Annotated in this window: 7 protein-coding genes; all 7 read left to right on the forward strand. The window is 46.6% G+C overall.

The features are described 5' to 3' along the window. The first annotated feature begins 3 nt into the window (after nucleotides 1-3). Nucleotides 4-2,094: a DUF5693 family protein gene (locus GQS10_RS15000; protein WP_243735194.1), complete on the forward strand. Its 2,091-nt coding sequence runs from the start codon at nucleotides 4-6 to the stop codon at nucleotides 2,092-2,094. Further along, nucleotides 2,067-3,233, forward strand: a complete 1,167-nt coding sequence (csaB, locus tag GQS10_RS15005; protein ID WP_166243585.1) for a polysaccharide pyruvyl transferase CsaB — start codon at nucleotides 2,067-2,069, stop codon at nucleotides 3,231-3,233. Before GQS10_RS15000 ends, csaB begins: the two co-directional genes overlap by 28 nt. 11 nt (nucleotides 3,234-3,244) lie before the next feature. Beyond that, complete coding sequence (locus GQS10_RS15010; protein WP_166243587.1) at nucleotides 3,245-3,991, forward strand: WecB/TagA/CpsF family glycosyltransferase; 747 nt, start codon at nucleotides 3,245-3,247, stop codon at nucleotides 3,989-3,991. 119 nt (nucleotides 3,992-4,110) lie between these two features. Beyond that, entirely contained in the window at nucleotides 4,111-5,220 is a 1,110-nt protein-coding gene (locus GQS10_RS15015; RefSeq protein WP_166243589.1) for a glycosyltransferase family 4 protein, read from the forward strand. A gap of 219 nt (nucleotides 5,221-5,439) precedes the next feature. After that, nucleotides 5,440-9,360, forward strand: a complete 3,921-nt coding sequence (locus GQS10_RS15020) for an S-layer homology domain-containing protein (protein WP_166243591.1) — start codon at nucleotides 5,440-5,442, stop codon at nucleotides 9,358-9,360. A 444-nt stretch (nucleotides 9,361-9,804) separates the two neighbouring features. Next, entirely contained in the window at nucleotides 9,805-12,828 is a 3,024-nt protein-coding gene (locus GQS10_RS15025; protein ID WP_166243593.1) for an S-layer homology domain-containing protein, read from the forward strand. Between the two features lie 113 nt (nucleotides 12,829-12,941). Continuing rightward, nucleotides 12,942-15,140 (forward strand): hypothetical protein, encoded by a 2,199-nt coding sequence (locus GQS10_RS15030; protein WP_166243595.1) that lies wholly within the window; start codon nucleotides 12,942-12,944, stop codon nucleotides 15,138-15,140. Nucleotides 15,141-15,321 lie beyond the last annotated feature (181 nt).

Here is a 15,321-nt window from a genome sequence, read left to right on the forward strand (position 1 = left end):
CAAATGATTAACGCTTTGAACCGGAAGTCAGGCTTGGTTCTTCGTTTGCTGGTGCTTCTTGGGATTTTAGCTTCCATCCCGTTTGTGTTTGTCCGCCATCAGGCGGAGCAGACGGGAAAAACGGTTTCCATCGTATTCGATTATCGCGACGTCATGGAAATTGCCAGCTATAAGCCCGATCCGGAGGCGTTTTTAAACAATCAGTTGGATAAAATGCAGCAGGCCGGCGTGAATGCGCTGGCCATTTACGAAAGCTCCTTAGCGGAGCTGGATATGAATCGGAGAATTAAAGTATTCTCCGCTACGGAAGCAGCCGTTATGACGGGGTATGCCGTTTCTCCATCGGAAACGGCAGCTTACGTCTTGTTTACGGATACGGAGCACGCGGACTTGTACCGCAAGTTGATTACGGATACGTTTACCGGTTTGCATCAGGTGCGCGCGGAGCCGTGGAGCTTTAAGGAAGTGAGCGGACTAAAGCTCCATATTTCTAAGGACGAGGCCATGATGTATGCCTTGGATCCTGATCCGGTCCTTATGGAGCAGGTGAAATCACGCGGCTTCGAGATCATCGCTCGTTTAAGTGATCAGCGCCAGCCTTATCCGACCAAGCATATGGAATCACTGTTCGGCCGCCTGCAGGCTGCTGGAGTGAAATGGATTTTATTTGAGGGACAAGCCGTAACCGGCTTTGCCGACCAAGGCACGAAACGTTCACTGAACGCAGTGGCGGAGCTCTTGAAACGTTACGGCATTGGAATAGTCGCGATCGAGCAGCTGGACCAAAAGGGCTTTAACCAGCTGGCCTTCCAGACGGATTACCAAGTCATACGCCTGCATTCCCTGAGTGACCGCGAATCGGCGATCGCGCCGGAGACCATGTCGGACCGTTTTCTGCTGGCTGCGACGGACCGCAACATCCGCATGATCTTCTTGAATACGAAGATTGCCCGGGATACAAGCAGTGCCAAGTATATCGACACGTTGGACAATATTTACAAGGGTTTGTCCGGTCCAGCGGGAGCGGTAAGCAAGCTTCAAAAAGCTGGGTTTACTTTAGGACTGCCTGAACCGTTTACGATTGAACGCTACAGCTGGCAGACGCCGTTAAAAGGCTTGCTTGTCGTTGGTGCGGTGGCTCTCATCGCATTAATGGTCGGAGCCTTCATTCCGCAGCTGATCGCTGCCGCGTTTGTGTTCGGCATGGTTGGGTCTGCAGGACTGTACGTCATATCGGAAAAGCTTCTATCGCAAGGTCTAGCTTTGGGCGCTTCGATCAGCGCACCAACGCTCGCGCTGGTTTGGGCGTTCCGCAAGCTTCGGGAATGGCAGTCCCAAGGTACTGCCGCCACAATGGGCAGCCGGATCGGCTTCTCGCTTCGAACGTTCTGGACAGCTCTTGCCATTTCGGCCAGCGGTATCTTCTATATTATCGGGCTTCTGAATCATGCGACTTATTATTATGTAATTGAGCAATTCCGCGGGGTGTCCGCACTGCATTTGATCCCCATCGCGTTGACGGCGATTTATGCGCTTCTGTACACCGGATTGCTGCATTCAGAGCAAGGTGCGTCAGAGGCTGGGGCAACGAAGGATCGTCACGCAAAGCAAGGCGTTCACTCCGCCTTGTCCGGAGTGAAGCGCGTGCTAAATACGAACATAACCGTATTGTGGGTTGTGCTGGCCGGTTTGTTCGGCGTCGTCATTATGTATTATTTATCCCGAACGGGCAATGATGCGCAGGTATCTCCATACGAGCGGGCATTCCGCGCATTGTTGGAAAACACCTTCGGTGTGCGTCCGCGTACGAAAGAATTTTTGCTGGCGCATCCGCTGTTTATCTTCGGGGTATACCTTGCGGCACGGTACCGGATTGGCCTGCTGCTGCTAATCGGAGGCGTAATCGGGCAGTTGTCCATTGTGGACACGTTTGCGCATCTGCACACACCGCTCCTGATTTCGTTGATCCGTGTGGTGCTGGGTGCAGCACTTGGCACAGTGATAGGGCTCATCGCGATTATGGTCTGGGAGATTGCTTCTCGCATTCTAGTAAGGGGTTGGAAGCTGTGGAACGAAGCACCAAGAAAATCGTAATTTCCGGTTATTACGGCTTTAATAACAGTGGAGACGAGGCCGTGCTGTGCTCGATTTTACACGCTCTGCGGGAGCAGGGGGAGCAGGCCGGAGTGTCGATCCAGCCGCTTGTTCTTTCGGCTAACCCCGCGCAAACGCGAGAGATGTACGGGGTCGAAGCCGCGCATCGGATGCGCCCTGCGGAGGTGCTGCAGGCGATTCGCGGCAGCGATGGCCTGATCAGCGGGGGGGGCAGCCTACTGCAGGATGCGACAAGCGCGAAGACCATCCCGTATTACTTGGCTATACTAAAGCTGGCGCAGTGGTTCGGCAAGCCGACGTTCATTTATTCGCAAGGCGTAGGGCCTGTTCAGCGCCGGTGGTTTTATCCCTTAATTAAGGGCACGTTTGCCCGTTGCAGCTATGTTTCGGTTCGTGATCAAGAATCGGCGGCGCTGCTTGCTTCGATGGGACTTTCCCGGGAGCGGATTGCCGTCGTCCCGGATCCGGTCATGGGCATGCCGCTGCCTCAGGAACAGCCTGTGCTGGAATCGGCCGCGGATAACGGACGCAAAGAGGAAGCCCCGGGCGAAGCTTATAAGGGGAGCTCCACTTCCACGGTAGGGGTATCGCTCCGCTTTTGGAATAAGGATCGCAGTGATATGCTGCATGCAGCGGAGGCACTGCGGAAGCTGGCGGCCGAGCAGCCGGAGGTGCATCTTCGCTTCCTGCCATTCCACGAGCCGCATGACACGGAGGCTTCTCGCTTCGTCATGGAGGAATTGCGGAAGGGCGGCGTGGCCGAGAGCCGGATGACGCTGACGCAAGGAGTTACGAATCCCCAAGAAATGCTGGCGGTCACAGCGTCCTGCGACCTCTTGATCGGAATGAGGCTGCATTCTCTGATTTACGCGGTATCGCAGTTCGTGCCGGTAATCGGCATCTCGTACGATCCGAAGATCGATCATTTTTTGGCGAGGATCGGAATGAAGGCTGCGGCGCATACGAGTGCGTTTCAGCCGGAGCGGGTCGTAGAGGAAGCGCGGAAGCTGCTTTCGTCAAAATCCGAATGGATTGCCGAAAAACGTCCGCATATTGAGCAGTTAATTTTAAAATCGCAGGAACCTGCGCAACATATTGCCACTTTTTTTCGTAAATAAAGGGTGAGGACATGAATATTCCAACAGTATCCATTTACGGCATACCAGTCAGCAAGCTCAATATGAAGGATACCGTGCGTTTGCTTTCCGACATCATACGCAGGAAAGAGAAGCCGCACCAGGTTGTAACGGCGAATCCCATCATGGTTATGGCCGCTTTGGAGCAGCCGGAGTATATGGCCATGATGAAGCGGGCGGAGCTCGTCATCCCTGACGGTGCAGGGCTTGTCTGGGCGACAGGCTACGTTGGAAACCCGGTTTCCGAGAGGGTAGCCGGCTTTGATCTCGTACAAGAGCTCATGAACGTGGGTCGCCAAGAGGGCTGGAAGGTCTATCTTATCGGTACAACGGCGGATGCCATCGCCAAAGCGGCGGATAAGTTTCAAGAGCTTTACCCCGGGATTCAAATTGTCGGCGCGCGAGACGGTTATTTTGGGGAAGCGGAGGATGCGGAGGTCATTGCTTCGATTCAGGAGGCAAAGCCGGATATTTTGCTCGTCGGACGCTCCGCCTCTACACAAGAGCCCTGGATCGGCAAATATAAGGAGCAGCTTGGCGTGCCGGTGATGATTGGGGTGGGAGGCACCTTTGACATCATGGCTGACAAAATTAAGAGAGCTCCCCTTTGGATGCAAAAGCTCAGCTTGGAGTGGTTGTTCCGGCTTATCCAAGAGCCATACCGCTTCCCAAGAATGCTTGTGCTTCCGAAATTCGCCGTGAAAGTGATCCTTGAAAAGAACAAGGTGAGAAACTCTTGAAAATTTCCTTGAAAATGAGTGAAAAACCGTCGTTTTTTTGCTGAAATGAGGATTGGTTTTGCTTCATAAAGGGAGTATAATGTGATCCGGTAGCGAGAAAAGAGGGTGGTCAAAGGAAAATGGAAGCTTTATATGGGATTGGATTTGTGGCGGCATTAATTTTGGCATTAGTCTTGACGCCGGTTGTAAAAAGGTTCGCGATTCTGGTAGGTGCCGTAGATGCGCCGAATCACCGTAAAGTACACACACGGATCATGCCGAGGCTTGGGGGATTGGCGATATTCCTTTCCTTCGCGGCAGCGTTTTTTATCATTTTGCCGGTGCTGGAGCAGTACAACGCTAAGGTGGCTTGGGGGCTGCTGTTAGGCGGAGCCGTTGTGGTCTTGGTCGGAGCGCTTGACGACAAAATGGATTTGTCTCCGAAGGTGAAGCTGCTCGGTCAGCTGATTGCAGCTGTGATCGTGGTTAGCTTCGGAGTAAAGATAGAGCTTGTCAATTTACCGTTCGGGGATTACATACCCGTCGGCTGGCTAAGTATCCCGCTTACGATTTTCTGGATTGTCGGCGTAACGAACGCCATTAACTTGATCGATGGTTTGGACGGGTTAGCGGCGGGAGTATCGGCGATCGCAACCGGAACAACGCTGGTGCTTGCTCTCATGATGGGCAATTTCACGGTAGTCTTGTTATGTGCGGTGCTGCTCGGCAGTATCCTTGGCTTCTTATTTTTTAATTTTCATCCCGCAAAAATCTTCATGGGCGACTCCGGGGCGTTATTTCTCGGTTTCAGCCTTGCGACATTATCGGTATTAGGCTTCAAGCAGGCAACCCTGTTTTCCTTCGTTGTACCGCTGCTGATTTTAGGCGTTCCGCTTTCGGACACCTTCTTTGCCATCGTACGGCGCAAGGTAAACAAACTGCCGATTTCCGTGGCCGATAAAAACCATCTGCACCACTGCTTGCTGCAGCTTGGGTTAAGCCACCGCAATACGGTGCTTGTGATCTACGGGATTGCCTTGTTTTTCGGGGCGATGGCAGTATTGCTTTCGAATATTCCGGGGGATGCAACATGGATTGCGCTCGTCTTTATGGCAGCGATAATCGTTGTGCTCCAGCTTGGAGCAGAGGCAATCGGTATTGTCAGTAAGCAGCAGAAGCCGATTATCCATCTGGTTCAAAAGCTTCGCATGAAAACAACGCGGCCGGCTGCTCGCTCGCGTATGAAATAATATGTTCATTGGAGTCCTCTTGCCTTCGCGGCGGGAGGACTTTTTTCTTGTCGATATTTCCAGAATTCCACCAATTCCATCATTTTGAAGGATGCTCTAAAACTTTTGTCGTTTATTGCCGATAAAACATATACAAGCGACATTTTTCTGCCATTCCAGGTGGAATCAAACCAAAATGGTTTGGGTGCTCTACTACATAAACAAAGAGGAGGAACAACATTGTTAACGAGAATGCGCGCATCATGGTTAAGCTTTCTTCTAATCGCAGCTCTTCTCGCGGCTTTACTGCCACCAGTTCAAGCCAAAGCAACGGCGGTTATTAGTTTTTCGAACATTTCCACCAGTCAGAGCAATCCGACGCAGGTTACGTCTAACTCCATAGACATTGAGTTTTTAGTTTCTGGTGTTACGATTGACTCCAATTTTATTAACAACCTGTATTACAGCGTTGGCAACTTGAATTCAGGAACGGCTGGAACGCCGATCCGCAACAACAAGGCGCTGCAGAACACGACCAACGGCTCGATGACGTTCTCGAGCGTGAAGCTGACTCAAGGCCTCAATGAAATCTACATTAAATATGGGGATCCGAATACGGTTGCTTCATCGGCCGCGTATGTGTATTACACGCCGACCACCAACATCACCAATTTGAAGTTTAATGATGCTGACTTTATCGGGGGCACCACGGACATTTATCCAAAAACCGCCCCGGCAACTCCTTATATTTCTGGTATGTCTCCGAACGCCGATTCGATCACGGCAACTCTCGTAGGCAATACAACGAAGCTGGAAGGACCGAAGGATACGCAGGGTAATTTCAGTATCTTCTTAAGTCGGACAGGCAGCCCGATCAAAGCGGGCGACAACCAAATTAAGATCGTAGCGCAGAATCCAACGAATTCAAGCTACGTAACTCGTTCTTTCGTCTATGATGACGGGGATGCGTTTGCTTTTGAAGGACAGATGGATAATGTGCTTGGGGCGACAGATCCGGCGGCCTTTTCACCGTTGTTTGGGGAAACAACGCTTCAAGTGACTTCTCCTTCGGTACGGTTTAAATCGTATCTGAAGGTTCCGCTTGAAACGAATGCTGGAGTTACGGAAATGAAATACAACTTCGTAGAGGTTTCCGTTAAAGGCGGTAATACGTACGAGTGTGACCTTACAGCGTTGACTTGTACCGACCAAGGATCCGGCACGACATTGAGCCTTACGGCAGTAAATGCTTTGTCTACTGCTGCTTACAAGGTCTTTAGCTTGCCGGAGCTTCCAATGACACTTGACCCAATGGTTAAAGAGCAGTCCATCGTTGTTTCGTTCGTTTCCGGGTCGGGCAGCGTTCCGCCGCAAACGGTGTACAGCTTCGACTATGTGAATCCAAACATCCCTTATGTGAACCGGGTAGAGGATTTGCTGTCGGGAGTAAACCTGAGCAGAACCCCGGCTTTGAACGGAGTGACCCGTCAGCCGATTACGCTGCGCGCACATACAACAACGAATCCGGCTCCATCCAAAGTGGAATTTGTAGTGGATGGAATGGCTGCGGTAGAAGCAACCCAAGTGCTTAACGGCACGACACCGGTTGCGGGACAGTACGAAGTAACCTTAAAAGATATTCCGGACGGAATTAGAGCGCTGAAGGTTATCCCTTATGATGCGGGTGGAATGCAGCAGGCAGCCGGAATTCTTACATTCCAATTAAACGTTTCCTCCGCGCCGTTTTTCAACCCACTCAATTTTACGGATGGAACGATCATCAACGATTTAACGAAGTATGCAGTGGGCGACAATTACGATCACGATCCTACGTCCGCGACAGAGTATAACCATAAATACGGATTCTTGGGTCGACTGTTTAACATGCCTTCGGCCGATACGACGAATGTTATTGCCAAACTGGATGGGGTATCGTTAACCACACCGCTTTACAAAGTGTTTAACGATCCAGCAGTAGAGAATGACGAATATGTAGCGGTATATCTGGACCGACCTCAAGCTACCAAGCTGAAGGATGGACGTCATTCCATCTCGCTTGAATTCTATGTCGGTGGTCAGCTCGTATCCTCGGCTTCCTACAACTTCTTCTTGTTTGAGCAGCCGACGCCTGCCTTTGGTAATGTGACGCCAGGACCAGACAATCAGGACTTCATCAAAGGACAAAGTGATGAATACTACGCGACGACAGAATCGATGGTTCAGTTTACAGGCGAATTGAACAACATCGATACGCTCAAGTTTAAAATTACTCGTGCAAAGCCGGATAATACGACGCAAGTGATCGAGCAAATTTATAAGTACAGCAACGGCGCGATGACCTTATTTTCGTCCGATCCAACAGGGACTGCGACGCAAATCCCGACGATTAGCTGTACGGGAGTGTCTACCAATCAATGCGCATCTTCCGTTTTTACAACGATAAATATTCCGATCCTTCATGCGGATAACCAATCCGGCAAGGGTCAATCGTATTTTGAATTTACGATTACCAACAACTCGGGAATTACCGTACAAAAAACAATTACGATTGCCAAAGAGCCTTTGCCTTATAAAGTGTTAAGTCCGAAGCTGGTGAAAAACTCCGAAGGCAAAGAGCATGTCAGCATTAACAGCAACTTCTTAGAGATTTTCCTTGTGGCCGATGGTGCCACCAGCGTCCTGTTCGGCAAAGAAGAAGTGCTGCCGAAGGTGGATAAGGGCGGTACGATTACCGGAGAAGTTGATAAAGAGTACTTCTATTATGTACTCAAAGAAGTGAAAGCAGGAACATCCACTGTAAAGTTCACGGTAATGCGCGGCACAGAGAAAACGAACGGCAGCTTTACGATTTACAATGCGAATGCATCAATTGAAGGCGCGTCGCTTCTTATGCCGATTAACTCGACCATGAAGGTGTTTAACAGCTTTGCAACTATAAAGTTCCCGAAAAACACGCAGCTAATGCGTAATGACCCAACAGCGCCGGAAAAATACTATACCACCGACCGTCAAATTTATTTCGGTTTGGCGAACGTAACGGACGGCCGAGTCAACAAAGTCAGCGACAGCAGCAGCGTCGCAGACGGGAACGCAACATTCTGGCTGCGTGAAGAAAGCGGACGCTTCCGTGCAGCAAGCCCGCATATGCTTTGGGTTGATGCCGGTTCGATTGAGCAGGATGTGTACAAGGATCCGGATCTGTCCAAGCTCAAGGAAGCGTTGAGCGGAATGGGCGGCGATCCATACAATTTGAATCCGGGCAACGGAACAGCCGTTAAATTTTATACGCGCAATTCCACTTCGGATTTAAAGAACTTGGTTGTCCCATCGAAGCGTGGAGAGCTGACGCTGCAGTATGATCCTTCGATTCGTTCGGAGGCATGGAAGTACGTGACTGTGATGCAGTTCGGCGTATACGAGACAGCGGATGGCTACTCCACGCTGGGCTGGAGAAACATCGGAGGCGTAGTGGACCAGAAGAAAAACACGATTACGGTGCCGATCGACAGCTTCGGTTATTATGTTCCAATGTATATGTTCGACAGCTTTGACGATGTGATCTCGCACGATTTTGCTAGAAATGATCTGGATATTTTGTATTCGAAGGGTATTATGAAGAATAAGGTTCAGGGGCTGTTTGTTCCGAATGATCCGATTAGCCGCGGCGAATTCGCAACGGTATTGGTTAAAGCGTTTGATATTCCTCTGAATTATGAAGGGACAGGCTCTTTCATTGACGTCTTCCGTTATAATTCTTCAACGGGCTCGATGTACGATTACAAATATATCGAGACAGCGGCAAGAGCAGGTATCGTCCGGGGGAATGCGGGAGGACGTTTCTCACCGAATTCTACAATTACAAGAGAAGAAGCCGGTGTGATGATCGCACGTGCGGCAGAGCTTAAGCTCAGCACGAGCGAAACCAAGACACAGCAGGCGCTTCAAAAGCAGTTCACCGATGCTACCGATATTGAGTTTTACGCACGGCCGTCGATTGAAGCCATCGTCAAGGCAGGCTTTATCACCGGCAGAGAAAACGTGCTGCAGCAGGGCGATGAGAAGAAGACGTATCGCTTTGATCCGAAAGAGAATATCACAAGAGCAGAAACAGCGGTAATCATGATTCGCGTCATGAAGTCGCAGAAGAAGATCCCGAAGTGATAAGGGAAAAAGGGCCGTCGGACTTGATCCGGCGGCTCTTTATTTGTAAATTTGACTTGGAAAAAGTTATGGCGTGACGATGGTGATATATCATAGTATACTAGGTTTCGTAGACGAGGCGTACACACAAGAGTATAGCAAATGAGGCAACAGGAGCTCGTGAGTACGTCGAAAAAAAAGTTTCAGCAGCCCCGCAACTTTTCGAAACACTGAGCGTTTAATTAGATGTACTTAACAACAGCGACATTAACGACGCAGGCGACAAGGTCAAGTAGAACTTTTTGCCAAATAGCACTTGTATAATGCTAGACTTGCGTTGTATAATGTTAAAGTGGTCTGCGTGTCTACTCTATCATTTTGTTTACTAGTTTCTGTAGTGCTTAAGTGCTATAGAACCCAAAATAGCTAATTTGTGCTCAACTTCGGAAAGGGGGTGACTCGACAATGAGGGAAACGAGCTCCACTTTTATTAAAGAGAATCCTATACAACCGAAAGATCCCCAAGGAGGAGAAAAAAAGGTTATGAAGAAAAGTTTGTCCGCAATTTTAGCAGCATCCATGGCGTTCAGCATGTTCGCTTCCGTTGCATTTGGTGCAGAGAAAACAGCTCAAGAGAAATTTGACGAGCTGAAAGCAGAAGGCTTCTTCACAGGTTACGCTGACGGCACTGCAGGTCTTGACAAAGAAATGACTCGCGCTGAGTTCACTGCAGTTATCGCTCGCATGATGGGTCTTGAAGAAAAAGCTTCCGCAAATGACTTCAACGACGTAGCAGCTGGCCACTGGGCAGCAGGTTACATCGGCGCAGTTAAAGAAGCTGGCGTAATCAACGGTGTTGGTAACGACAACTTCGATCCAGAAGGTAAAGTAACTGTAGAACAAATGGCTAAAATCCTTGTTGAAGCAGCTGGTCTGACTGTAGACAACACTGCAACTGTAGAAGGCGCAACTGAGTGGGCGGCTCCTTACGTGAAAGCAGCTGTTGCAGCTGGTTTCATCGCTGAGCAATCCAACTACGCTGTGAACGCTACTCGTGACATCCTTGTAACTGCTTCCTATGCAGCAGCTGACAAGCTTGCTCCAACTCCAGACAAAGTTTCTGTAACAGAAGCTAAAGCAACTGGTGTGTACACTGTTGAAGTTAAATTCAACAAAGAAGTAGACACAGCAAAAGCTGTAGTAACATTGAAGAAGGGAACTTCCACAGTTACTACAACTCCAACTTGGTCTGACGACAAGAAATCCGTTTCTTTGAAGACTGGTGCAAGAATTACAGCTGGTGAGTACACTGTTTCTGTAACAGGTCTTGATGCAGCAACTGTTGACGTTACTTCCGCTAAATTCACTGCAGAAGACGAAAAAGTTTCGAAGATTGACTTCGTAAACTCCAATGATACACTTGCTTACAGTAAGAGTGTTGCGATCAAGGTGAAAGCAGTTAACCAATACGGGGAAACTGTTTCCACAGGTACTTCTAACTTTACTGCACTTGTATCCGGCAAAGCGCCTGCAACTTTCAAGAAGCAAGATGATGGTAGCTTCTTGATTACTGCTGACGTTGTAACTGACAAGAGCGTTTCCCAAGGAAACGGTATTGTGCCGGTTACTGTATACATGAACAACAGCCCAGTTAGTGTTTCGAAAAACTTCAAAGTAGGCACTGTTCCTATTCTTACTAAGATTGAATCTACAGGAGTTACTTACTCCAACGCTAACAACGCTTTGACTAACGGCGACGACACTGCGTCTATTGCTCTTACGATGCTTGACCAGTACGGCAATGAAATCGTTAAAAAGCAATTCACTGATAAGGAAATCAATGCGAACAACCTGAACCCTGTAATTACTCCTTACGAGGAAGAAATTAAGGTTGAAAAGGCTGATCCAGACGGTTCCCTTGCAGCTGAAGACATCTTTGATGACAACGACAAGCCGCGCATCAAGATTAAGTTGACAAAAAAGATTGACAAAACAGCTGATTACACTGTAAACATTTACGGTGGTACTTCCTCTGCTTCCGCGGTTATTAAAGTATCCGCAGCTGCAGTTCCAACAAAAGTAGAGTTTGAGCCTTCCGATATTACCATTGCATCGAACGATGATGATGTGTTTATTCCAATCGTCGCTTATGACGCTAACGGAAACAAACTTTCCATTGAAGATGTCGTTGATGGCGTAGCTCGCTTTAAGTTTGATAGCTCTGCTGGTGTTGCAAGCCTTCAAGAAACTGGCAAGCACAAAGGTAAAGTTAAGATTGACTTCACTGGTGAAACTTTATCCGCAGGCTCCCGTATTTCGGTGACCGGTCAAATTAAAGATTCCCAAACTAATACTTTTGTTCAGTCATTCTTTGATGTTCAAGACCCACGTTACCCAGATCAAATCAACGTAAAAAATGAAGCTGAGAAAAAAGGTCTTCCTGGTTCCAGTGACGACGTTGAATTCCAGCTTGTAGACAACTACGGCAAAAACCTTGACGATATCGAAACAGTTGTTAGGGATCGTAACGGTGAATCCTATAATCACCAAGTTAAGGTTAAAGTAACTACAAGCGGTACTGGTGTTACTGTTGCTGCCAAGAATGCAGCTGTTGAAGCACTTAAGAACGTGATTTCTGCAACAGAAAGCGAGTATGTTGTACCTGCAAACCTGTTCAAAGAGTTCAATGCTGGTTTTAAATTCAGCGTAGCTGAAAATGCTGTTGACACAGGAAAAGCTACAATTAAAGCAACTGTTGAAAGAAAGAAAACATCTGATACTTCCTTTAATGAGCAGGCTTCCGTTAGCCGTTCCTTTGAATCGGTTAAAGCTGATGCTAAGTTGACTTACTCGATCAAGACAATCGGTGATCTGTTTGCAGCTAAAGACAAATTGGGAGATGACGCTGGCGCAGCTGCATCCAGCCCTTATGACAAGAAGATTTCCGTTGTAGCTAAGGACGAAGGCGGAACTACAGTTAAACTTCGTAACAATGCTGTTAAAGGTGTATCTGCAGACGCTAACGTAATTACTACAGCTATCAGTGGTAACGATGGTTACATTTTGGGTAACAAAGCTGGAACAACTACTGTAACAGCTGTTGTTTACACAAACAAAGGCGACACTGTTTCCTTCTCGCAAAGCGTTACAGTTAAAGCAGACTCGATTACTGTTGCTTCGATGGAAGCTGGTAAGTCCGATAACACTTACGATCCAGCTAACCTTCTGAATGCATATGACTACTTCACAGATGGAGAAGACGGTCTGACTGTTAAAGACAACTACGGCGTTTCCTATGAAAACCAAGCTATTGTCGATGCATACAAAGGTTTGGGTGTTGTGTTCACAGCTAAGAGAACAAACGGAACTGGCACAGTTTACGTTGATCCACAAACAGGCGTATTGACAGTTAACGGCGATGTAAGAGAGTTCGTTCTTACTGCAACTGCACCTAACGGTCAATCCTTGAGCGTTGTAGTTACAAAGTAATACAGCAAGTTCTTTTTAAAAAAGAACCCCAAAAGGGGTTCTTTTTTTTATTTCATGCAACTATTGTTTCCATTATTTCGTTTATATATACAAGAACTTGAGGAGGTTGGGAAATGGATCGGAATAGGTGTAGAGTTAAAAGAACCGTGTCATTACTTTTAGTGCTTTTCGTTTTATTAGGAGGATTGTCTCCTACTGTTACTGCATCAGAAGGCCCTTCTAATGCCAATGTATTAGGGCAAGTCGTAGTGAATAACGAAATTACGTTTGCTGTTGAAAACCTGATATTGATGGATGCAGAAAATGAGGGGATCTTAGCCTTTCAACTGAACGTACAAAACAACAGTAATTCTGAATTGAATTTTATCGATTATTGGGTAAAGTTAAACGATAAGAAAGGGAATAATATTACGGTTAACAATTACACCGATACCCAATCCAACAATGAGAAAATTGCAGCCAAAAGCTTTAAAACATTTAAGTTTTATTCAAAGATTAATAAAGATACGAAAATTAATGACTTAGTGTTTAGTATGATTAAATGGGACTTTTCAAAGGGTGATTTTGAGACGGTATTGGGTAAAATCGAAGTGCCCGATCAATATAACAGTATTACACAACCCGGTACACATAAGACGGTTTCATTCAGTAATGCTAATTTAGATACGTACATAGAACGTGTGAGCCTTAACGCGAATGACAAATACAGTCTTCCATTTATATATTTTGAGTTAACCAATAAAAGCTCGCAAAGCGTCAAACCCAATGGTATTGAATTTATGCTAAAAACGAAAGATGGACTTTTGTATCCACTAACCGTGAATGGAATTACAGAAAACACCGTCATCCAGCCACTTGAAACCAAGGAGATTAGTCTATCTGGTTCAATCCCTGTTTCAGCGGGGACAGAAAACTGGGAACTGCTAATGACTCATAGTATTAAAGATAAAAATGATGTTAAGATCAGCCTTCCATTAAGTCATTACGATTTACCTGCTATGTCAAAGCAGGAAGTCTCGATTGGAAACACCTACGATTTTTCCACAAATGACGGAACGTATACGGCAGTTCTAGAGTCGATTCACCGTTTGCCTTGGGAAGATGATGATGTCTTGTCGGCTAAGATCAAGATCGCAAACCTTTCAACTACTACTGTTCCTGTCCCGGATTTCGACGGGTACTTCAAATTAAACGATGTAATTCGGGTAGAGGCTGATGCACTAATCCAGGACAGAGTAGTAGGTATTGCACCTTCACAAGAGGTCACTCTTCATCTCTATGGGAAAATACCTTACACCTCACAGTTTGAAAGATTAGAATTAAATCTGCAGCATAAAACAGCAACTGATGGATCGACCAGTACGACTGAAGCCAAGACGAAAACGGAAGATTTAGTTCAATTTTTCCATACTTCAGAATTAACAAAGACAGAAGAAATACCAATAGGAGGTCAGTACCAAAAAGCTGCCTTAGGTTCAAGCGCAAATTATATGGTACAGAGCTTACGAGTATTTGATGGAGCATTCTCAAAAAAAGTCGCTGTAAATTTGATCATGGAGAATGCGGAAAAACGCTCGACGAATGTTGGTGTTCTTTTTGCACAGTTTAAGACCAATAAGGACTTAATGATACCAGCTGAAGTAACTGAAATAAAAAGCAAGGTTATGCCGGGGGGAAAAGCCCATATTACTTTACAGGGTACTTTACGTAAGGATGTAGCTGTTGAAGACATGAAACTGATTATTGGTGATGCAATTAGCTTAACGAATAATACTGATTCAAAAACCACTGATGATAAGAAAGCGGATGGATATATTAATGCTGTTTCATTCCGTTTAAATACAAAACAAGAGGAGCCTAAGGATTCTTTTAAAGAATTAAATTTATATCCTTACACGTTGTCTTTAAGTCGAATCGGAACTAAAGTTGAGTTTACTGGAGCCGGCGTAAGTGAAAAGGTTGAACTCACCTTTGATTATGAGTTGACTAAAGATGACACCATAGAAACCGCTGGAGACCGAAAAATCATTGTAGAGATGAAAGATAAAGAAGGTGTTTTCACCTTTGAACAAGAATTAGGTCTTGAAAAAACTACATTAGAAAAAGATAAAACGGCGACTTCTGATTCACCGGAAGACAAAACTCTAAAAATCGGAAAACACGACATTACGCTCTCAAAAGTGGATAACAACTTATTAACACATGTACGATCCTTAAAAACATATCAGCTTAATGTGTATGAGCAAATTAGTACTGGCTACAAACGACTGATTGCTACGAAAGAATTAGAGTGGTTTATTTACGGCGAATAAAGGTTACAAAAAACGATCCTGTCGAATCTACTTCGTGAGGATCGTTTTCCATTTCAGTCATATGACCCGCGGTTCAAATTGTTACTAAATTGTTCATACGTTATGACTATATTCACCTGCCATTTTCGGCCTCCCTTGTTATAATAATCTACGTGGGCAAAATCGTGACTCGTGGTCATAT

This window comes from Paenibacillus turpanensis, assembly GCF_011421635.1.
Taxonomy (GTDB): Bacteria; Bacillota; Bacilli; order Paenibacillales; family YIM-B00363; genus Paenibacillus_AK; species Paenibacillus_AK turpanensis.